General features: G+C 60.1%; 18 protein-coding genes and 1 tRNA gene. 12 read left to right on the plus strand and 7 right to left on the minus strand.

Going from position 1 to position 21115, the window contains the following annotated elements:
- Positions 1 to 71: 71 nt before the first annotated feature.
- Positions 72 to 2264 carry a dehydrogenase E1 component subunit alpha/beta gene (locus AC2FD8_RS18800; RefSeq protein WP_496858672.1) on the plus strand — a complete coding sequence of 731 codons (2193 nt, stop codon included), beginning with the start codon at positions 72 to 74 and terminating at the stop codon, positions 2262 to 2264.
- Positions 2261 to 3295 carry an ACP S-malonyltransferase gene (locus AC2FD8_RS18805; protein ID WP_496858670.1) on the plus strand — a complete coding sequence of 345 codons (1035 nt, stop codon included), beginning with the start codon at positions 2261 to 2263 and terminating at the stop codon, positions 3293 to 3295. Before AC2FD8_RS18800 ends, AC2FD8_RS18805 begins: the two co-directional genes overlap by 4 nt.
- 8 nt (positions 3296 to 3303) lie before the next feature.
- Here the strand turns inward: AC2FD8_RS18805 and AC2FD8_RS18810 are convergent, their stop codons facing one another.
- Positions 3304 to 4212, minus strand: coding sequence for a LysR family transcriptional regulator (locus AC2FD8_RS18810; RefSeq protein ID WP_496858668.1), 909 nt, complete (start codon positions 4210 to 4212; stop codon positions 3304 to 3306).
- A gap of 74 nt (positions 4213 to 4286) precedes the next feature.
- Here AC2FD8_RS18810 and AC2FD8_RS18815 point away from each other — a divergent pair, with 74 nt between their 5' ends.
- From AC2FD8_RS18815 to AC2FD8_RS18835, 5 genes are all read left to right on the plus strand, one after another.
- Positions 4287 to 7499, plus strand: a complete 3213-nt coding sequence (locus tag AC2FD8_RS18815) for a reductive dehalogenase (protein WP_496858666.1) — start codon at positions 4287 to 4289, stop codon at positions 7497 to 7499.
- Positions 7500 to 7627: 128 nt separating this feature from the next.
- Positions 7628 to 8494: an FAD binding domain-containing protein gene (locus AC2FD8_RS18820; protein ID WP_496858664.1), complete on the plus strand. Its 867-nt coding sequence runs from the start codon at positions 7628 to 7630 to the stop codon at positions 8492 to 8494.
- Entirely contained in the window at positions 8491 to 8970 is a 480-nt protein-coding gene (locus AC2FD8_RS18825) for a (2Fe-2S)-binding protein (RefSeq protein WP_170662786.1), read from the plus strand. Before AC2FD8_RS18820 ends, AC2FD8_RS18825 begins: the two co-directional genes overlap by 4 nt.
- Positions 8970 to 11225: a xanthine dehydrogenase family protein molybdopterin-binding subunit gene (locus tag AC2FD8_RS18830; protein ID WP_496858661.1), complete on the plus strand. Its 2256-nt coding sequence runs from the start codon at positions 8970 to 8972 to the stop codon at positions 11223 to 11225. Before AC2FD8_RS18825 ends, AC2FD8_RS18830 begins: the two co-directional genes overlap by 1 nt.
- Entirely contained in the window at positions 11218 to 11463 is a 246-nt protein-coding gene (locus AC2FD8_RS18835; protein WP_170468530.1) for a MoaD/ThiS family protein, read from the plus strand. The genes AC2FD8_RS18830 and AC2FD8_RS18835 overlap by 8 nt, the downstream gene beginning before the upstream one ends.
- Before the next feature lie 94 nt (positions 11464 to 11557).
- On the opposite strand, the gene AC2FD8_RS18840 is transcribed toward AC2FD8_RS18835, so the two are convergent.
- Positions 11558 to 12265, minus strand: coding sequence for a lysophospholipid acyltransferase family protein (locus AC2FD8_RS18840; RefSeq protein WP_496858659.1), 708 nt, complete (start codon positions 12263 to 12265; stop codon positions 11558 to 11560).
- 141 nt (positions 12266 to 12406) lie between these two features.
- Between AC2FD8_RS18840 and AC2FD8_RS18845 the strand changes: the two genes are divergently transcribed.
- Positions 12407 to 12482: transfer RNA gene (locus AC2FD8_RS18845), tRNA-Trp, on the plus strand.
- A gap of 312 nt (positions 12483 to 12794) precedes the next feature.
- Here the strand turns inward: AC2FD8_RS18845 and AC2FD8_RS18850 are convergent.
- Entirely contained in the window at positions 12795 to 13367 is a 573-nt protein-coding gene (locus AC2FD8_RS18850; RefSeq protein WP_496858657.1) for a hypothetical protein, read from the minus strand.
- Positions 13368 to 13442: 75 nt separating this feature from the next.
- On the opposite strand from AC2FD8_RS18850, the gene AC2FD8_RS18855 reads away from it, so the two are divergent.
- From AC2FD8_RS18855 to AC2FD8_RS18870, 4 genes are all read left to right on the plus strand, one after another.
- Positions 13443 to 14084, plus strand: a complete 642-nt coding sequence (locus AC2FD8_RS18855; protein ID WP_496858655.1) for an FkbM family methyltransferase — start codon at positions 13443 to 13445, stop codon at positions 14082 to 14084.
- Positions 14085 to 14183: 99 nt separating this feature from the next.
- Positions 14184 to 15302 carry an LPS export ABC transporter permease LptF gene (gene lptF, locus AC2FD8_RS18860; RefSeq protein ID WP_496858653.1) on the plus strand — a complete coding sequence of 373 codons (1119 nt, stop codon included), beginning with the start codon at positions 14184 to 14186 and terminating at the stop codon, positions 15300 to 15302.
- 267 nt (positions 15303 to 15569) lie between these two features.
- Positions 15570 to 15728: a hypothetical protein gene (locus tag AC2FD8_RS18865; protein WP_496858651.1), complete on the plus strand. Its 159-nt coding sequence runs from the start codon at positions 15570 to 15572 to the stop codon at positions 15726 to 15728.
- A complete protein-coding gene (locus AC2FD8_RS18870) occupies positions 15694 to 15834 on the plus strand; it encodes a hypothetical protein (RefSeq protein ID WP_496858649.1) in 141 nt (46 codons plus the stop codon). The genes AC2FD8_RS18865 and AC2FD8_RS18870 overlap by 35 nt, the downstream gene beginning before the upstream one ends.
- Here the strand turns inward: AC2FD8_RS18870 and speB are convergent.
- From speB to speA, 4 genes are all read right to left on the minus strand, one after another.
- Positions 15831 to 16673 (minus strand): agmatinase, encoded by an 843-nt coding sequence (speB, locus tag AC2FD8_RS18875; RefSeq protein ID WP_496858647.1) that lies wholly within the window; start codon positions 16671 to 16673, stop codon positions 15831 to 15833. The two genes, AC2FD8_RS18870 and speB, sit on opposite strands and share 4 nt — an antisense overlap.
- Positions 16670 to 17839, minus strand: coding sequence for a carboxynorspermidine decarboxylase (nspC, locus tag AC2FD8_RS18880; protein ID WP_496858645.1), 1170 nt, complete (start codon positions 17837 to 17839; stop codon positions 16670 to 16672). Before nspC ends, speB begins: the two co-directional genes overlap by 4 nt.
- A gap of 83 nt (positions 17840 to 17922) precedes the next feature.
- Entirely contained in the window at positions 17923 to 19134 is a 1212-nt protein-coding gene (locus AC2FD8_RS18885; protein WP_496858643.1) for a saccharopine dehydrogenase family protein, read from the minus strand.
- Positions 19135 to 19156: 22 nt separating this feature from the next.
- A complete protein-coding gene (speA, locus tag AC2FD8_RS18890; protein ID WP_496858641.1) occupies positions 19157 to 21046 on the minus strand; it encodes a biosynthetic arginine decarboxylase in 1890 nt (629 codons plus the stop codon).
- Positions 21047 to 21115 lie beyond the last annotated feature (69 nt).

Here is a 21115-nt window from a genome sequence, read left to right on the forward strand (position 1 = left end):
TATACTGGCCTGTGACGCGCGCGCCTGCGCCGTTCGAGAACAAGACCCGCACCATTTGAGAAGGCCGAGCTATGGATCGCGCGCAGATCGTCCATGAGAATTTCCTCTCCCGCGTGGCAAACCGGGATTTTCCTGAAGGTGCGCCCCCGGTCGGCGGGCTGAGCCATCCAGAAGCGGTGTCGCTTTATCGTTCACAGGTCCTCAGTCGGGCGCTAGATCGCACCAGCCGGGTGATGCAAAAGGCGGGGCAGGGGTTCTATACCATCGGCTCATCCGGACATGAGGGTATGGCTGCTGTGGCCCATGCTTTGCGCCCAACTGATATTGCCTTTCTGCACTACCGCGATGCGGCGTTCCAGATTGCCCGGGCCGAGCAGGTTCCCGGCCAACAGATCGCCTGGGATATGCTGCTGAGCTTTGGGTGTTCTAAAGAGGACCCGACTTCGGGCGGGCGTCATAAGGTTCTTGGCTCCAAGGCTCTGATGATCCCGCCTCAGACCTCGACCATTGCCAGCCACCTGCCCAAAGCAGTTGGCGCGGCCTATGCGTTGGGGGCCGCGCGGCGGCATGCCCCCGAGCATCGGGTGCTGTCTGAAGATGGCATCGCTATGTGTTCCTTCGGAGACGCCTCGGCCAATCATTCGACCGCGCAGGGGGCGATCAACACGGCGGGTTGGACCAGCGTGCAATCCACACCGCTGCCCCTGCTGTTCGTATGCGAGGACAACGGCATCGGGATCTCAGTGAAAACACCCAAAGGTTGGATCGAGGCGTCGATGGCGCATCGCCCGGGCATCAAGTATTCTCAGGCCAATGGGCTGGACATCTACGAGACCTACGCCGTGGCTCAAGAAGCCGCGCATTATGTCCGCACGCGCCGTAAGCCCGCTTTCCTGCACCTGCGGACCGTACGCCTCTACGGTCATGCTGGGGCGGATGTGCCGACCACATATCTCAGCAAGTCCGAGGTTGAGGCGGATGAGGCAAATGATCCGCTTCTCCACTCCGTTCGCCTGTTGGATCAGGCGGGGGCGTTGGCTCCGGATGAGGCGCTGAAAATCTACAAGGATTGCTGCGCCCGAACGGATCGTGTTGCTGCCGAGGCTGCCACGCGTCCGCATTTGTCGACCGCGCAGGATGTCATGGCCAGCCTGATCCCGCCCAAACGCACCTGCAAGCCGACGAATGGCCCCAGCGCGGATGCGCGCGCAAAAACGTTCGGGGGCGACATGCGCGCGATGGCTGACCCGCAGCCCATGAGCCGCCTGATCAACTGGGCGCTGACCGATCTGATGCTGGAACATGGCGAGATCGTCTGCATGGGCGAGGATGTGGGCCGCAAGGGCGGGGTCTACGGCGTGACGCAGAAGCTGCAGCAGCGGTTCGGACAGGACCGTGTGATCGACACTCTGCTGGACGAACAATCCATCCTCGGCCTCGCCATTGGCATGGGCCACAACGGGTTTGTTCCGATCCCCGAAATCCAGTTCCTCGCCTATCTGCACAATGCCGAGGACCAGATCCGCGGTGAGGCTGCCACATTGCCCTTCTTCTCCAATGGGCAATTCGCCAACCCGATGGTGCTACGGATCGCTGGGCTGGGGTATCAGAAAGGCTTTGGAGGGCATTTCCACAACGACAACTCTCTGGCCGTTTTGCGCGACATTCCGGGTGTGATCATTGCCTGTCCCTCGACCGGGGAAGACGCGGCACAGATGTTGCGCGAATGCGTGCGGCTGGCGCGGGAAGAGCAGAGGGTCGTTGTATTCCTCGAACCGATCGCGCTCTATCCCATGCGTGATCTGAGTGCGGCGCAGGACGGGGGCTGGATGACGACCTACCCCTCGCCCGACCGCCGGATTGCGTTGGGCGAGGTTGGGGTGCATGGCGACGGCACTGATCTGGCCATCGTGACCTATGGCAATGGTCACTACCTGTCGCGTCAGGCGCTGCCTGAGCTGCAGGCGGCTGGGGTGAACGCTCGCATCGTTGATCTGCGCTGGCTGGCCCCGCTACCGGCTGAGGCGCTGCTAGAGGCGACCAAGGACTGCGAAAACGTTCTAATCGTGGATGAATGCCGCCGCACAGGCAGCCAGTCCGAGGGGCTGATGACCCTCTTCCGCGAAGAAAGCGCCCAGACGCGGGTTGCCCGCGTTGCTGCAGAGGATTGTTTTATCGCGACCGGCCCGGCCTATGCCGCGCCCCTGCCGTCCAAGGACGGTATTGTTGCCGCGGCCATGAACCTGACCGGAGTGCGGAAATGACCCGAACGGCTGTCGTCATCTGCCCCGGTCGGGGCACCTATAACAAGCCCGAACTGGGCTACCTGCACCGTCATCACGCGGACAAGATGCCGATGTTTCAGCGCTTTGACGCCATGCGCGCCGAGGCCGGACAAGAGGGGGTAATAGCGCTGGACGGGGCCGCGCGCTTTGCGGTCAGTACCTATTCGCGCGGCGATGTAGCCTCGCCCCTGATCTATGCTGCCGCGCTGGCGGATGCGCAGTCGCTGGCCGATGATATCGAGGTGGTGGCCGTGACCGGCAACTCGATGGGTTGGTATATCGCGCTGGCCGCCGCTGGCGCACTGAGCGCTGAGAACGGGTTCCGCGTGGTGAACACCATGGGCACTCTGATGCAGGAACATCTGATCGGCGGGCAGTTGGTCTATCCCTTCACCGATGACAGCTGGGTCGACAGCGCGAACCAGAAACAGGCGCTGTTGCAGGACGTCTCTGACATCAACACGGTCGAGGGGCAGGATCTGGCGCTGTCGATTGATCTGGGCGGTATGCTGGTGCTGGCCGGGAATGAGGCCGGTCTGTCCGCATTTGAAGCGTCTCATCCCACCATTCAGGACCGTTTTCCCATGCGGCTGCCGAACCATGCGGCGTTCCATACCTCGCTACAGGCCCCGATTGCCACTGAGGGTCGGGCGCGGCTGAAGGCCGATCTGTTCGGCCAGCCCCGTCACCCGATGATCGACGGGCGCGGCAAGATCTGGTGGCCGGGCGCCACCGATGCCGAGGCGCTGTGGGACTATACGCTGGGCCATCAGGTGACCGAGACCTACGATTTCACCCATGCCATTCAAACCGCCGCGCGAGAGTTCGCACCGGACCTGTTCATAGTGACGGGGCCGGGGGCGACGCTAAGTGGTGCGGTGGCGCAGTCTCTGACCATGGCAGGGTGGAGCGGCATGACCGACAAGGCCTCATTCACCGCGCGGCAAGAGGGCTCACCGGTTCTGTTGGCCATGGGGCGCGAGGATCAGAGGGCGCTGGCGACGGGCTAGGCTCTGTTTCAGGTTTTAGCTTGAATAGCGCTGGCGAGGGTTTCGATCCGGTCGCGCAACCAGCGATGGGCCGGGTCATTGGCCGAGCGCTGGTGCCAGACCATGTAGATCGAGACCGGCTCACAGTCGAACGGCAAGGGCGCGCAATCCAGTGCCGCCAGTGGTCCGTTTTTCATCAGCGCCGTGTCGGTGGAAATCAGGGGGCTACCTGCGATGAAAGACGGGATCGCGTTGAAATGCGGCAGCACGACTGTGGGCGGGCGGATCTGGCTTTGATCCACGCCACGCATCACCGCGCGTGCATTGCGACCGTCGGGAAAGCGGACCTCGACATGCTCGCTCTGGCAATAGGCCTCCCACGTCTCGGGCGCGATGCGCTGGGTCCGGTCGAAAAACACCATCAACGGGCTTGAGAACAGCTGTTTCTGAAAGATGTCCGGCCCGTCCGGAGGCAGCGGCGTCAGCATCAGCTGGCACCGGTCGCTGCGCAATATGTCCGGCCCCGGCACCCCGGATGAGATGAATTCCAACCGCAGCCTGATCCCCTCGGCACGGGTCGCGCGCAGGAGGTCGGGAAAAATCAGCTCTCGCGGCATATCGTTGGTGGCGATGCGGATTTCCATCTGCTCGGACAGGGGATCAAAGGGGCGCTCATCCGTCAGGGCGCGCATGCCGTCCAGAACGTTGCGGACCGGCTCTTGCAGGGCAAGCGCGCGTTCGGTCGGTGTCAGGCCCTGACCGGATCGCACGAATAGCGGATCGCCCAAAACCTGCCGTAGCTTGGCCAAGGTGTGGCTGATGGCGGATTGTGTGACCCCCAGCCGATCCGCCGCTTTCGAGACCGAGCTTTCCTCGAGTATCGTCAGAAAAATGCGCAGGACCTTGCCGTCCAGATCAGTGAAATCGATTTTGCTCATACAATCTATGATTAAGTATGAATGGTTTTGCTGTCGAGAGGGCGCTAGTTCAGTTGCAAACAAGGGGCACGCATATGGGACTTCGCTTTTTCTCGGACAAAAACCGACCCGTTCACATGGGGTCGTACCCGCTAGAGCGTCTGGCGCGTCAGCAGGTGATGCCCGATTTGTCCCAATTGCCCCCGATGCCCGAGCTTAGCTTTCACCGGCCTGACCGGCCCGAGAGCATCGTGAATGCGATGGGCGAGTTTCAGGCTATGTTGGACACGATCCGGGATGGGCTGGTGAACCCTGTCGCCTCGGACATCCCGCAGGACCCGCAGGCGCGGGCAGATCACCTTAAGGCGTTTGGCTATTTCAACGATGCCTCGATGATGGGCTGCGGGCCGCTGCCGCCCGAGGCGCTGTTGGACGATCCGCGACGCAATCCCGATATCGACCGTCTGGCCCATGCGCTGAAAACCCGTCAGACCAAAACACTGGCCTCGGGGATCGACGTCATCATGGCCGATCTCAAGGAAAGCATGGAGGCCGCGCCGCGTCCGATGGCCTCGCATCGTCATGTTCTGGTGTTCCTGTATGAACACAACCGCGATCCGAACCCGGACGAGCCGGGGTCCGAGTGGATCACGGATGCGCAGGACCACCGGGCCTGCCTGCTGGCGACCGAGAATGCCGTTGTGATAGCCAACTACATCCGGCTGCTGGGATTCGATGCGCGTGCGCATACAGCCATGTCGTCCGAGGTTGATCTGGGCAAGCTGGCGGTCGCGGCGGGTCTGGCCTCGGTCGAGGACGGCACGCTTGTTGCCCCGTGGCTAGGGCGTCGCTTTGGTCTGGCTGCTGTCACAACCGAGATGGAGATCGCCCACGATCGGCCCTTGCAGCCGATGGGGCAGCAACCGTGGTTCCGGACCCAAGGCCCGGCGTGGTGGCTGGGTACCGGGTTTGCCAAGAGCGCTCTGAACCGTGATGCTTATGCCAAACGCCGCTATGTGGACGGGGCGCATCCGTTTGAACGGCTCAAGCGGGTCGAGATGCCGACTACCTATATTGATGAACTCAACGTTGCGCGCGTTCCCAAGCGCGCCGATATGTTCGCGCGAGCGCAGTTTGGCGATATGGGCAAACACCTGCAGGATGCGGCCAAGGGCGGATATTACGTGCGCAAATCGGCCCCCAGTTTCGCGCAACGCCGGGCGCTGGGCGCGTTTGTTCTGTTGCAGGATGGCGAAAGCACGAAAGTCTCGCCCCCGACAGATGCGCAGCGCAATGCCGCCAACATCAAGGCTGCCAGTTACTTCCTTGGGGTCGATGCGGTTGGCCTCAGCCGTTGCCCGGACTGGGCGTGGTATTCCCACGATGCGACGGGGGAAGAGATCACGCCGCCCCATGATCAGGCCATCAGTATGATCATCGACCAGGGCTATGAGACGATGGAGGGCGCAAGCGGCGATGACTGGATCAGCGTCGCGCAATCCATGCGCGCCTATCTGCGATTTTCGCTGTTGGGTGGCGTCATCGCGCAGCAGATCCGCAACCTCGGATACAAGGCCAAGGCCCACACAGTGATGGATGGCGAGATGTTGCAGCCGCCGCTGTTGCTGTTGTCGGGGTTGGGCGAGGTCAGCCGGATCGGCGAGGTTATCCTGAACCCTTATCTCGGACCGCGTCTGAAATCCGGCGCGGTGACCACCGATATGCCGATGGCGCATGACAAGCCGATTGATTTCGGCCTGCAGAGTTTCTGTGAAAGCTGCAACAAATGTGCCCGCGAATGCCCCTCGGGGGCGATTACTGCCGGGCCCAAGCTGATGTTCAATGGCTATGAAATCTGGAAATCCGACAGCCAGAAATGCGCGACCTATCGCATAACAACGCCCGGAGGGTCGATGTGCGGGCGCTGCATGAAGACCTGCCCGTGGAACCTTGAGGGGATTTTCAAAGAACGCCCCTTCCGATGGGCGGCGATGAACATCCCTCAGGCCGCCCCGGCATTGGCGAGGCTGGATGACGCCGTGGGCAATGGCGGGCTGAACGATGTCAAAAAGTGGTGGTGGGATATCGAGCTGCAGTCGGACGGCGCCTATCGCCCCTCGGTGCACCCTCTGAACCGGCGTGACCTGCAGCCCGATCTGGATCTGAAATACCAAGATCAGACGCTGGCCGTTTATCCTGCCTATCTGGCCCCGCATCCGTGGCCCTATCCCTTTGCCATGGACCGCGAGGCCGGGATTGCCGCCTATGAGGCGATGGTAAGTGCCAAGGAATACAAAGCGCGCAAAGCGGCGGGCGATATGTCGGTCGTTCACCGCTATGAGATCGCAGGCGATGCGCCAGTCATGCGGGTTGAATTGACCAAGGTCGACAAGATGACGACAGATGTGACCAAATACGAATTCTCGACACTGGACGGATCACCTCTGCCAGAATGGTCCGCAGGCGCGCATCTGGATGTGTTGGTCGCCCCCGAGTTCCTGCGCCAGTATTCGATGTCCGGAGACCCTTCGGACCGGGCGATCTACCAGATCGGTGTCTTGCGCGAGGACGAGGGGCGCGGCGGTTCAGCCCTGCTGCACCGTATCTTCAACGAAGGGCGCAAGGTTTTCGTCTCGAAGCCGATCAATCATTTCGAGCTGGACGAGACAGCCACCAAAACCTTCCTGATGGGCGGAGGGATCGGCATCACCCCGATGATTGCCTTTGCCCACCGTCTGCATGCGCTGGGTAGACCGTTCGAGCTGCATTACTCGGCCAGCACCCGCTCTGGGGCCGGGTATCTGGACGACTTGGCCACGATGCCTTGGGCAGACCACGTGCACTACCATTTCTCGGATGAAGGCACGCGGGCCGATCTGGATGCGGTCCTCTCAGGCTATCAGGACGGCTGGCACGTCTATACCTGCGGGCCAGATCGTTTCATGGACGGCGTCATGCAAACGGCCGAGCGGCAGGGCTTCCCGGACGCGGCGCGGCATCTGGAGTATTTCTCGGTCCCCGAGCAACCAGACTATGAGAACTTTCCGTTCAGGTTAAAGCTGTCGAAATCAGGTCAGGAACTGACCGTTCCAGAAGACAAGGATGCCGCGCAGGTGTTGAATGAGGCGGGCATTCACGTGGATGTGAAATGCGCCGATGGCATCTGCGGCGTCTGCAAATGCCGTGTTGTTTCGGGCGAAATCGAACATCGCGATTTCGTCTTATCCAACAAACAACGCGAGAGCGCTATCATTTTGTGCCAAAGCCGCGCCGCGCAACCGGATGGCGTGATTGAGATCGACCTCTGATCCGAGGTCGAAAAACGACATGAAGTTGCGAAAAAATTGGTCGCTCCGGCCATGGACGCCGGGGGGCTGCTGCACTAACGTCCCCTCTGAACCCAGTGAATCCTGATTGACAGGTGCGAGGTATTTTCATGGATTATCACAGCCCCGCCAGCTTTGCCGAGGCGTCGGCTCTGGCTGCAAACGCGTCGGGCACGACACGGTTTCTGGCAGGCGGCACCGATGTGTTGGTGCAGCTGCGCTCGGAATTGGTGACGCCCGATACGCTGATCGACATCAAGAAAATCAACGGTGTGCGTCAGATCACGCGCAACGATGATGGCAGCTGGACGCTTGGCGTGGCAGTTACCGGCGCTGAAATGAGCGAGCATCCCGAGCTGGGCCGCGATTGGCCCGGTGTGGTCGAGGCGATGGACCTGATCGGATCGACTCAGGTACAGGGCCGCGCGACACTGACGGGCAACCTGTGCAACGGCTCTCCGGCGGCGGATTCGGTGCCTGCGATGGTCGCGGCGGGCGTAACGGTTACTGTGACCGGCCCGGATGGTGCGCGCGAGGTTGCAGTTGAGGACATCCCCACCGGACCGGGCAAGACCTCGCTGGCGAAGGGTGAGGTGGTATCGGCCGTCAACATCCCCGCACGGGGCGACAATGCAGGCGACGCCTATCTGCGCTTCATCCCGCGTACCGAAATGGACATCGCCGTGGTTGGCGTGGGCGTCAGCCTGCGTCTGGACGGCGATGTGATCACCGAGGCGCGTGTCTCGCTGGGTGCTGTCGCGCCCACCGTGCTGCTGGTTGAAGACTGTGCCAAAGCCATCATCGGCAGCATGCTGGATGACGCCGCGCTGGACGCGTTGGCGGCTGCGGCCTCGGCGGCCTGCAACCCGATTGACGACAAACGCGGCACGATTGAATTCCGCACCGAGGTCGCCGGCGTGCTCGCCAAGCGCGCCGCGAAAATCGCCTATGCCCGCGCGAAGGGAGAAAACGCATGAGCAAGCTCCACGTATCCACCACCGTGAACGGGGACACGGTCGAATACCTCTGCGACCCGCGTGAAACGCTGCTGGACTGTCTGCGCGACAAGCTGAACCTGACCGGCGCGAAAGAGGGCTGCGGCACCGGCGATTGCGGCGCGTGTTCCGTGACTGTCGATGGCCGTTTGGTCTGTTCCTGCCTGATGCTGGGCGTTGAGGCGGATGGCAAGGCCATCGAAACCGTCGAGGGGATTGCCGACGGTGACGTTCTGCATCCGCTGCAAAAGAAGTTCATCGAACATGCGGCGCTTCAGTGCGGGATCTGCACGCCGGGCATTCTGGTGGCGGCCAAGTCGCTGCTCGAGAAGAACCCAAACCCGACCGAAGAGGAAACCCGGTACTGGCTGGCAGGCAATCTCTGCCGCTGCACCGGTTATGACAAGATCATTCGCGCCGTGATGGAAACGGCGGAAGAACTGCGGGAGGCTTCGTAATGGCACTCGACGATCGCAAATCTGAATTCACTTTCGTTGGCACACGCCCGGATCGCCCCGATGGGTTAGACAAGGTCACGGGCCGCGCCAAATTCGGGGCTGATGCCTATGCGCCCGGCATGTTGCACGGAGCGGTTCTGCGCTCTCCCCATGCCCACGCGCGGATCGTGAAGATCGACACCTCGAAGGCCGAGGCGCATAAGGATGTCAAAGCCGTCGTCACCCGCGCGGACTTTGCCGATGTCCCGTTCAAACCGGGTCTCGAGGGCGAGTTCTGGAACGTTTTGGAAAACGTCATGGCGGGCGAAAAGGCACTCTATGATGGTCACGCTGTCGCTGCGGTTGCGGCCACGTCGGCCTTGGCGGCGCGGGATGCACTCAAGCTGATCGAGGTTGAATACGAAGTTCTGCCCCATGTGACCGACGTGGACAAGGCGATGGCGTCGGATGCGCCGGTCATTCGGGAAGGCGCGGCGGACTATTCGGTGCCCGAAGGTCTGCACCCGAACGTCGTTCGCTACCACGAAAGCGGTCATGGCGATGTCGAGGCCGGGTTTGCCGAAGCGGATCTGGTCATCGAAGACAGCTTTGTCACCGAAGCGACCCATCAGGGCTATATCGAACCGCATGCCTGTCTGGGTATGCTGGGCAATGACGGCAAGGGTGAGCTGTGGTGTACCACGCAAGGCCACTGGATCGCGCAAAAGACATGCGCTGCGCTGCTGGGGATCGAGACCTCGCAACTTCGCGTCACCGCGTCCGAGATTGGTGGCGGCTTCGGCGGAAAGACCACTGTTTTCATCGAACCCGTTGCGCTTGCGCTGAGCCGGAAAGCCAACCGTCCGGTCAAGATCGTTATGACCCGGTCCGAGGTGTTCCGGGCCACCGGGCCGACCTCGTCGGCCTCGATGGATATCAAGATCGGCATGAAGAAAGACGGCACGATCACTGCCGCTGAGGGCATCTTCCGCTTGCAGGGTGGCGCCTTCCCCGGTGCGCCCGGCGACATGACCGCCATGTGCGCCTTTGCGCCCTACAACCTGACCAACGTCAAGCAGATCGGCTATGACGTGATGTCGAACCGTCCGAAACAGGCCGCTTACCGCGCGCCGGGCGCTCCCATGGGTGCCTTTGCGGTTGAGTCGGTGATTGATGAGCTGTGCAACAAGCTGGGTCTCGATCCTGTGGATGTCCGCCTGAAAAACGCCGCTCATGAAGGGACGAAGGCCAGCTATGGCCCGACCTACGAACGCATTGGTCTGGTCGAAACGCTGGAGGCCGCCAAGGCGCACCCGCACTATTCGGCCCCGCTGAAGCCGGGGCAGGGGCGCGGGATTTCCTGTGGCTTCTGGTTCAACCACGGCGGCGAGACCAGCGTTTCGCTGGCCTTGTCCGAGGACGGCTCGGCCCAGCTGATGGTGGGAACGCCGGATATCGGCGGCTCTCGCGCGTCGATGGCGCTGATGGCGGCCGAGGTTCTGGGCATCCCATACGAGAACATCCGCGTGACCATCGCGGATACCGCGACGCTGGGCTATAACGACGTCTCACACGGCTCGCGCGTGACCTATGCGTCGGGTCTGGCGACCATCAAAGCGGCCAAACACGCGGTTGAAAAACTGTGCGAACGCGCAGCAGCCAAGTGGGGTATCCCGGTTGAGGCCGTGAAGTGGGAGGACGGCTGCGCCGTGCCCTCAGGCCCCAACGCAGGCGATTTCGATCCGCTGGCCCTGTCCGACATCACGGCGGATATGGGGCGTACTGGCGGACCGATCTCGGGCCATTTCGAGGCAACTCCGGAAGGCGCAGGCGTGTCCTTTGGCACCCATATCGTCGATGCCGAGGTCGATCCGGAAACCGGCAAGACCAGCGTGACCCGCTACACGGTCATTCAGGACGCCGGCAAAGCGATCCACCCGACCTATGTGGAAGGCCAGTTCCAGGGCGGTGCCGCACAAGGCATCGGCTGGGCGCTGAACGAGGAATATATCTACGGCGAGGACGGGCGGTTGCAGAACTCGATCTTCCTCGACTACCGGATTCCCGTTGCCAGCGACCTGCCTATGATCGACACGGTGATTGTCGAAGTGCCCAACCCCGGCCACCCGTTTGGGGTGCGCGGAGTGGGGGAAACCGGCATTGTGCCGCCTCTTGCCGCTATCGCAAACGCCGTTTCCAATGCGGCGGGTGTGCGGATGAAGCAACTGCCGATGTCGCCTCCGCGCATTCTGGCCGCGCTCAAGGGCAATGGTTGAGGTTCACCTCTGGTCCGGCCTCCGGTCTCTGACCGGGGGTCTGGCAGTTGTTGAGGTCGAGGCCAAAACAACCGGAGAGTTGCTGCGTGCCCTGGTGCGCGCGCATCCGCAATTGCAGGCCCCCATTGATGCGGGTGTCTCAATCGCAATCGACGGGCGCGTGATTGCAACGGGCCTGACAGAACCAATTCCGGAAGGCAGCGAAGTTTATCTGATGCAGAGGCTGCGCGGCGGCTAGCGCTTTGCGTTTGATTTGAATCGAAATACGCTGCCTCTCCCTGCGGTCGAACGCGTATTGCGATGGTCTTGCCTCAAGTAAAACGAAAAACGCTTTAGGGTTTGGGCGACCACGGTTCGCGCCCGACCATCCGGTCGGCCTCGGCCGTGATGTCATTCATGTGCTGCTCAAGGTTTTGGCGCAGAGATTCGATCTGCTCCTCACTGGCTTTACGCGGGACGGTTTCTGTCCATTCCCGGCACAGGAGCACGCCTTCGTTGCGCCAGGGCCGAGGCATCAAAAGGCGGTCCCATGTACCAGCCTCGCTGCCGTGACGAGCCGAGAAGGTGATCCCGAACACGCGTTTGCCGGATGTACGCGCCCAGACCAGAGGCACTGTGGAAAGCACCCGTTCCGGCCCGCGAGGTCCGTCGGCGGCGATGCCAATGGATATCCCCTGTTTCATCTTGCCCAGAACTTCGCGCGACACGGCGACGTTGCTTTTGTGTTTGCTGGCCATGGCGATCGTGTCCATGCCGAACAGCTTTTGCACGCGGCCCACCATGCTGCCCGCCCGCGCCGAGGAAGTGATCGAGCAGATGCGCCCCTTGTCCAACGGGAAGAAATAGGGCGATTGCGCAAGGCGTTGGTGCCACAGAACCACGATCACGGGCTCACCCTGTTCGGCCAGCTGATCCAGTTCCTCATACCCGATACGCTGCCAGCGCGTGTTGCGATTGACCATCCGGATATAGCTGGCAATCCGCCGCGCGGCCCAGTTCAGTACAGTTTCGCTGTCGGCGATCTTCTTGCGGAGGCTCACGCGTGGTTCCTTTTTCTGAACAAATCTTGTCATACCGCACTGCGCGCGTGGCGCAACTTGTTTGTCTTGTCGAGAAGTGGTTGAGAATCTGAAAAAGCCTCTTGAGTCCGCCGCGCGGCTGGCATATCTGAGGCACATCACAGGGGTATAGCTCAGTTGGTAGAGCGACGGTCTCCAAAACCGTAGGTCGCGGGTTCGAACCCTGCTGCCCCTGCCATTAAAAACCTTCCGAAAACTGAAATGGTCGCGTTTGAGGGTATGCCGAATCCCGGACCCGTCCGGCCGAATTCCTTTCGCGATACCTTTGGATCAGCCATGGCTGCGGCCTTGTCCTGAAGGTTCGGTTCGGTGGGTCAGGATTTGACGTAGCGTCGCGAAAATTCTTCCAACCGGATGCAGTTGACGTAAGCGTAAGCTTGTACTCGATATTTTATTATACATGCACAAAAGTGACGAAAACCTGCGTTTTCTTCCCCCTTACGTCTCAAGATGAAATCCCTAGATGCACCTCGTCGCTGCGGGGTGCCACTCACGGATTGTGATCCTTGAGCCTCGTCCAACCATTGAGGTTCGGATCGGCCCCGCAGTGACAAGATTTGTGCAGTTCGTTGGGAGGGAAGGAATTTGGTACAGAGTTTTTGGTCGACCTTTCGTGAATCCGGCTGGCACGCGGCGCGCCAAATGCGGTCTCGGTGCGAAGAGCCACTTGCCGATGATGAAGAAACAAGCGAACCGACGGTGAAAGAGGCTGAATTCCGCAATCTGTTTCAAACGACATTGCTTGAGATGAAAAAGCCGCGAACACGCGGCGAGAATTCCGGCACATTCCGAATGTAAGCCAGCCGCCATCCCACTTGGGTCGAATTGGTACAAATGCACCAACTTTCGTCTGAGTCGGATGCCCATGTTGCTGAGTGGCGAACGTAGGGTTATCCACCGAAGATAATTTTTGAATTGTGTTCAAAGGTGTTGAATGGGATTGCGAAGCCTGATTGCCGAAAAGATTGCCTCTCGCGTTCTTGGCAACGGGAAAACCCGGCGCGCTGTAATGAATGAGCTTCTGAATCAGGATACGTTGCTGTTTCGGGACTTGGGCGATCATGCCTTTGCCTTCTTTCCCACGGATGCTATCGGGCGTTCGCTGTGTCAAAACGGTGAATTTGCACGAGACTCGGTCATGGATCTGCGAAAATTCCTTGACCAAAACGATGCCTACACGCCCGGCATGTCCGTTCTGGAGGTTGGGGCCAATATCGGCACTCAAACCGTTTATTTCTTTCTCGATCTTCAGTGTGAAACCGTTGTGGCGATCGAGCCGGACCCGGATAACATAAACCTGCTGCGACACAATCTTGCTTTGAACGGGCTTACAGACAAAGTGGAGATTCTGGGCATCGCGGCCTCTGACACGACTGGAACGGCAGAATTTACCCGAGATCTGTTCAACCGCGGCGGCTCACGTTTGGGCGCCAAACGTACAAGCGGCAAAACCCGAGAAAGTTTTCCGGTCGAGATCGTCCAGATCGACGATCTGGTGCAGTCGGGCACCCTTCGGGCTGATCAGATCGGGCTGGTCTGGATGGATGTTGAGGGCCATGAGCTGTCGGCCCTGAAAGGGATGAATACGCTGATCGCTGAATACAGGCCGCCCATCTTTCTGGAATACACTCCGGACGGGCAGTCCAGCACCCGGCAAGAGCTGTGCGAGCTATTGTTTGAAAACTACCAGGGCATTTATCGTCATGTTGGGGGCTTTCACCCTGTGTCGCGGAGCGAGTTTAAGCAGATTGAACATCAAGTCGATTTGCTGGTCATCTGAAACCCCACCTGATCTCAAAGCACAACGTGGATCGCCTTTCCTCTGCCCGCGGGATGGCCTAAAGTCCCCGCAAATCGCAGACACCAGGAATGAGGGTACATGTCGCGTTTCGATGGATATTTCCTGCGGCAGTTGCTGGTGCTGTTCGGCTTTTTCACTCTGGTTCTGGTGGGTGTTTTCTGGATCACGCGGTCTGTCAGCCTGTTCGATCGTGTGATCAGCGGCGGTCAATCGGCTATTGTGTTTCTTGAATTCACCGCTCTGACGTTGCCGACCCTGATCCGGACAGTGATGCCGATGGCCGTGTTTGCTGCGGCCGTTTACGCCACGAACCGCCTCAGCCGGGAAAGCGAAATGACGGTGATGCTGGCGACCGGCTCCAGCCCATGGCGTCTGGCGCGGGCGGTGGTACTGTTCGGTCTGGTCACGGGCGTCATGATGGCGGCGATCAGCGTCTTCCTTCGTCCGGCTTCCGTCGAACAGCTAGAGGTCCGGCAGGCCGAGGTCGCAGGCGATGTGACCGCTCAATTGTTGAATGATGGTGAGTTTCTGCACCCCGCCAATGGAGTCACCGTCTATATCGGTCGGATTGATCTGGACGGTACGCTGCACGAGGTGTTTGTTTCGGATCGACGGGACCCAGCGAATTCTGTCAGCTACTCAAGTTCAACCGCTTATCTGGTGAACAACGCGGCGGGGATTAACCTTGTTATGCTGGATGGGGTCGCCCTGCGTCTGGACAAGGACGGGCGTACGCTGTCGTCGACCCTGTTTCAGGATGCCTCATATGATATCTCTGCGCTGGCCAGTGCCGGCGGTATGAACATCCGCAGTCTTGAGGCGATCCCAACGATGGAACTGATCCGGGATCGCGATACCATAGCCACCGCTGAAGGGTTTAGCCCGGGTGAACTGACCGATGAACTGCACCAGCGATTCTCGTGGATCGCGATTTGCGTTGCGGTCGGGCTGGTCGGATATGCCACCCTGATGCTGGGCAGTTTCTCGCGGTTTGGATTGTGGCCTCAGATTCTGGGGGCGTTTACCATTCTGGTTCTTCTGGAAGGGGTCCGGGGCTTTGTCTCTCCGGTCGTGATTGATGACCCGGGTGTTTGGATCATTCTTTATGCGCCGGCGGTCATCGGCATCCTGATCTCTTGCCTGTTTCTGGCGGTGGCTGGGCGGCCAATCTGGCGTCGCTCCAGGGTTGCGGCTTAGGCTTTGCTCATTCCCGGATGAAAATTATGGACTGGTGTGTCTGAAACCAACGGCTGTGTGGCCTGAGTTGCGCTATTCTGTTCCTGAACAGGACATAGGATATGCCATGCTGGACAAAAGCCACAAGCCGACCTGAACCAGTTTTGAAGAGGCCACTAAGGCCGACTGGGACGCAGTTTTAGACTATCAAGAGGCCTAAAACGCCGCCCTGCCAGATCGGTTCTGGACGCGATTCGCTCATTGGATGAGGAATGGACACCGTATCCGGTGGACCGCTACCAACACTCCCTGCAGGCTACGACGCGGGCCTATGAGGATGGCGGGGATGAAGAACTTGTGGTCGCCGCGCTGATCCATGACACGGGCGATATCCTGACCCCCTACAACCATGGTGAGCTGTCACGAATACGATCAGAAGGCGTTTGACCCGAACTATCCGACCAAACCGCTGGAATTCTTCGAACCGATGCTGCGTCGCGTCTTGAACAAGGGCGAGGGGCATATGGAACTGAACGAGACGTCCGAGGGTTAACAGGCGGCCATAAGCCGATAGACGATCTGTGCGGCCGTGAAGTCCCAGGCGGCATTGTCGTTTGGGGCAAGTTCTACAACGTCAAAACCCACGCATTTGCGCCCCTTCAGTGCGTGTTCGACAAGTCGGAGCGCTTGATAATAGCCCAAACCGCCGGGAACCGGGGTTCCGGTGGCGGGCATCTGCGCCGGATCAAGCCCATCGACATCGAAACTGACATAGACCAGTTCGGGGAAATCCTCGGGCAGGTCGACGGCATGGATATGACCCGTGACCAGTTCCTCGGCATCCACGTGGAAGACATGGTTCTTCACGCGGCTTTGCGCCTCTTCCGTCGAAAAGGCACGGACGCCGAACTGAGCCAGCTTGATGCCCTCTTCGGCCAGCAGATGCATGACCGAAGCGTGAGAGTGTTTTTCACCCTGATAGGCGTTGCGCAGGTCGGCATGGGCGTCGATCTGGACAATACCGACAGGGGCGTTCAGCGCGCGCGCCACGCCCATCACGGCGCCGTAGCTAAGCGAATGCTCTCCGCCCAGCGTGACTGGTACTTTGCCCGCTCGAACGGCGGCTTCGGTGCGTTGGGCAAGGCGTTCCATGATCTCGGGCAGGGCGGCGTCGCAATCTAGCGGGTCTTCGGTGAAGATGCCCTCGACGCAAGGCTCGGCATGGCCGGTGATGCGTTCCAGTTCGTTGCTTGCCTCGATGATCGCTTCGGGGCCTTTGGCAGTGCCCGAGCCATAGGATACGGTGCGTTCCAGCGGGACTGGGATCACGCGAAAGCGGGCATCCTCGGTACGTTCGGATGCGGTCAGTTCACTGTCTAGGAAAATGCTCATGAAAGGCGGTCCTTAAAGTCGTCATAGCTGAACTGTTTGATGATCTTCAGCTCGTCCGTTTCGCTGTTCCACAAGGCGATGGTGGGCAGGGGTACGCCGTTGAACGTGTTGGTTTTGACCATCGAATAATGTGCCTGATCGAGGAAGGCAAAGCGCTGGCCGATCTGCAGCGGTTGATCCCATGTGTAATCGCCGATCACGTCACCGGCCAGACAGGATGGGCCGCCCAGGCGGTAGGTGTGGCCTGACTCGGCCTCATTCATCAGGGCCGGGCGATAGGGGGCCTCGATCACGTCGGGCATGTGGCAGGTGGCCGAGATATCGGTGATCGCGAGGTTCATGCCATTGGTCGGCAGGTCAAGGATTTCTCCGACCAGAATGCCTGCGTCCAAGGCAACCGCCTCGCCGGGTTCCAGATAGACGTCGATGCCATAGGTTTCGCGGATTGTCTTGATGAAGGTCACCAGCCCGTCGCGGTCATAGTCGTCGCGGGTGATATGATGGCCACCGCCAAAGTTCAGCCATTTGAGTTGGCCGAGGAATGAGGCGATTTTGGGTTGAACGGCCTTCCACGTACGTTGCAGAGGCTCGAACCCCTGTTCGCAGAGCGTGTGCATATGCAACCCGTCGACCCCGGTCAGGGCTTCGGTGGTTAGCTGGCTCACCGGCGTACCGAGACGTGAGCAGGGCGCGCAGGGGTCGTATTTGGGAATCTCTCCCTCGGAGTGTTCCGGGTTGATGCGCAGACCGACCTGAACCCTGGCAGTTTGGGCTTTGGTGAGGAAGCGGTCTTTCTGCGCCGGGCTGTTGAAGATGATGTGGTCGGACAGCGATAGGATCTCTTCGATATCGGCATCCTTGTATCCGGCGCAGAAGGTTGCGACCTCGCCGCCATATTCTTCGCGACCCAGTCGCGCCTCGAAGATGCCGCTGGCGCAGGTGCCGCCGAGATGTTGGCGCACCAGCGGGGCCAGCGAAAACATCGAAAACGCCTTGAGCGCGCTGAGCACATGCGCGCCGGAACGGGTGCCGATATCGGCGAGGATGGTCAGATTGCGTTCAACGGCCTTTTCGTCGACCACGAAGCAGGGCGTGGGGACACGAGTGAGGTCGAAGTCGCGGAACGCTCCGGCGTCACCGGCCTGTGTGGTCATCATGTCGGACATGTCCGGCGTCTCCGTTGATGGAGAGGCCGGGGGCGCTGCCCCCGGACCCCCGGGATATTTAGGGCCAGATGAAGCTATGCGGATCAGAACTCGACCGGGCCGTCGAGTTCGTGAACCTGCCACGGCAGACCGTGTTCGTTCAGCATGTCCATGAAGTCATCCGGGTCGAGCTGTTCCATGTTCCACACGCCGGGCTCGCGCCAGTTGCCTTTCAGCAGCTGCGCTGCGCCGATCATGGCGGGGACGCCGGTGGTGTAGCTGACGGCTTGGGAGCCGACCTCGGCGTAGCATTCCTCGTGGTCGCAGATGTTGTAGATGTAATAGGTTTTCTCACCTGAGCCGTCCTTGGCCTGGCCCGTGGCGATGTCGCCGATACAAGCCTTGCCTTTGGTTTCCGCGCCCAGATCGCCGGGATCGGGCAGCAGGGTTTTCAGGAACTGGATCGGGATGATTTCTTTACCGTCATGCATCACCGGGTCGATGCGGGTCATGCCGACATTTTCCAGCACTTTGGCATGGGTGATGTAGGCGTCGCCGAAGGTCATCCAGAAGCGGGCGCGTTCGATCTCGGGGAAGTGGGTCGAGAGGGATTCCAGTTCCTCGTGATACATCAGGTACATGTTCTTGGGGCCGATGGCCGGGAAATCGAATTCGACCTTGTGGGTCATGGCGGGCGAGTGTTTCCATTCGCCACCTTCCCAGTGGCGCACCTCGGCCAGCACTTCGCGCAGATTGATTTCCGGGTTGAAGTTGGTGGCGAATTCCTGATCGTTGCTGCCGCCATTGGCGTCCAGAACATCGATCTGGCGGATCGTATCCAGCTTGTGTTTCTTAAGCCATGCGGCGAACACGCTGGTCACACCCGGATCAAAGCCCGAGCCGAGGATGGCGGTCAGGCCGGCCGCCTTGAAGCGTTCCTGATAGGCCCATTGCCAGTGGTATTCGAACTTGGCCTCGTCCTCGGGCTCATAATTCGCGGTGTCGAGATAGTGGATACCCGCCTCAAGACACGCATCCATCAGCACCAGATCCTGATAGGGCAGGGCGAGGTTCACGAGGATTTCCGCCCCGGTTTCCTTGATCAGCTTGACCGTGTCTTCGACCTTGTAGGCGTCCAGTTCGGCGGTTTTGATCTCGACGCCGACGCGATCTTTCACCGCTGCGGCGATGGCGTCGCATTTCGCTTTCGTGCGGCTGGCCAGAGTGATCTCGGTGAAGATATCCGAATTCATTGCCATCTTGTGCACGGCGGCGTGGGATACGCCGCCTGCGCCGACAACCAGTGTTTTGCCCATGGGATAGTCTCCTCTCAAGGGGTTATTCGTAATAGGTGTAGCCGTTGATCGAGTCGCGATAAGCGCTCATCAGGGTTTTGCGGTCCTTGGCTTGCAGAGTACCGGTGGAAATCGCCTCGTCCACCATTTTGCGGAAGGCGGCGACGCAGTCTTGCGGGTCGAACTCGACATAAGACAGGACCTGACTGATCGTGTCGCCCTCTTGTTCATGCAGCAGATCAAAGCCGCCGTCGGGGCGCAGGTCGATGGTTACGACATTGGTATCGCCGAACAGGTTGTGCAGATCGCCCAGCGTTTCCTGATAGGCGCCGACAAAGAAGACGCCCATGAAATATTCATCGTTTTCGGGCAGGGAATGCACGGGCAAGCTGGGTGAGACGCCATCGGCCAGAATGAACCGGTCGATCTTGCCGTCGCTATCGCACGTAATATCGGACAGAACGGCGCGGCGATCGGGTGTCTGGTTCAGACCCTGCAGCGGCACAATCGGGTGCAGCTGCTCAATGGCCCAGACATCAGGCAGGGATTGGAACAGCGAGAAGTTGCAGTGGTAGATATCGGCCACTTTCTCAAGCTGGTCGTCTACATCCGTTTCCAGATCATCACTGGCGGCCAGCGCCTTGAGGCGGGCCATCAGCGACAGGTAGATGCGCTCGGCCCGGGCCATCTGGCGCAGATCAACGTATCCACGGCGGAACAGGGCGCGCAGCTCGTTGCGATAGAAATTGGCGTCGTTCCAGCATTCCTGCAAACGCTCATGGCTGAGATAGCCATTGATTGCCGCAAGGTCTGAGACCAGATGGTTGTCATCGGGTTCCACATCCGGCGCAGTGGGCGCATCGTAGAGCGTGGTCTCCAGCACGTTGAACACCAACATGGATGAGGTCGCCACTACGGCCCGGCCGCTTTCGGTGACCAATGTCGGATGTTCAATCTCGGCCTCGTCCATGGCATAGGCAACGGTTTCGACCACGTTGGCGCAGTATTCCTCGACCGTGTAGTTGATCGAGTTCTCGGCTGCCTTCTTCTCGCCCGTATAGTCCACACCCATGCCGCCGCCGAGGTCCAAATGGGTCAGCGGAACGCCTTCACGCGTGAGTTCGGTGTAGTAGCGACAGGCCTCACCCACGGCGCGGCGCACGTCGTTGACGTCCTGCACCTGGCTGCCCAGATGCGAGTGCTGCAGCTTGAGGCAATGCAGCAAGCCCGCGTCGCGCAGCTTGTCCACTGTGACGACCAACTGGTCGGTGTTCATGCCAAAGGCCGAGCGGTCGCCTGAGCTTTCTTCCCATTTGCCGCTGATCTGGTTGGTCAGCTTCACGCGCACGCCGATCAGGGGTTCGATGCCGAGTTCCTTGTAGACCTCGATCACGGTATCGGCCTCTTTCGGGCTTTCCAGCACTATGACGGTGTTGAACCCGATCTTGCGGGACAGGATCGCCAGCTGGATGAATTCGGCATCCTTGACGCCGTTGCAGACGATCAGCGCCTCGGGGGCCAGACGATGCGCAAGGGCGATGACAAGCTCTGGCTTCGAGCCGGCCTCGAGCCCGTAATTGTATTTCTTGCCATATTCGACGATCCGGTCGACCACCTGCGCCTGCTGGTTCACCTTGATCGGGAAGACACCGCGATAAGGCCCCCTGTAGCCGACGCGGGCAATGGCTTCGGCGAAGCATTCGTTCAGATGTGCAATCTCATGTTCCAGATACGAACTGACTCGTAACACCATCGGCGCTTTGATTCCCCGGTCGTCCAGATCGCTGAGGATACCGGGCAGGCTGATCGCCGCAGTGACCGGAGACATCGGGTTGCGCAGACCGATCTCGCCCTGCTCCGTCACCTCGATGAGGCCTTTGCCCCATTTCTCAACCCCGTAGATTGTGTGCGGTGCATCGGGCGTGTGTTTCAATCAAGTCAGTCCTTAAGCCAGGGGTACCGGTTTCGCGCCCGCCAATACGGCAGCATTTTGATTCGTCCA

This window comes from Ruegeria sp. YTSC192, from assembly GCF_059609705.1.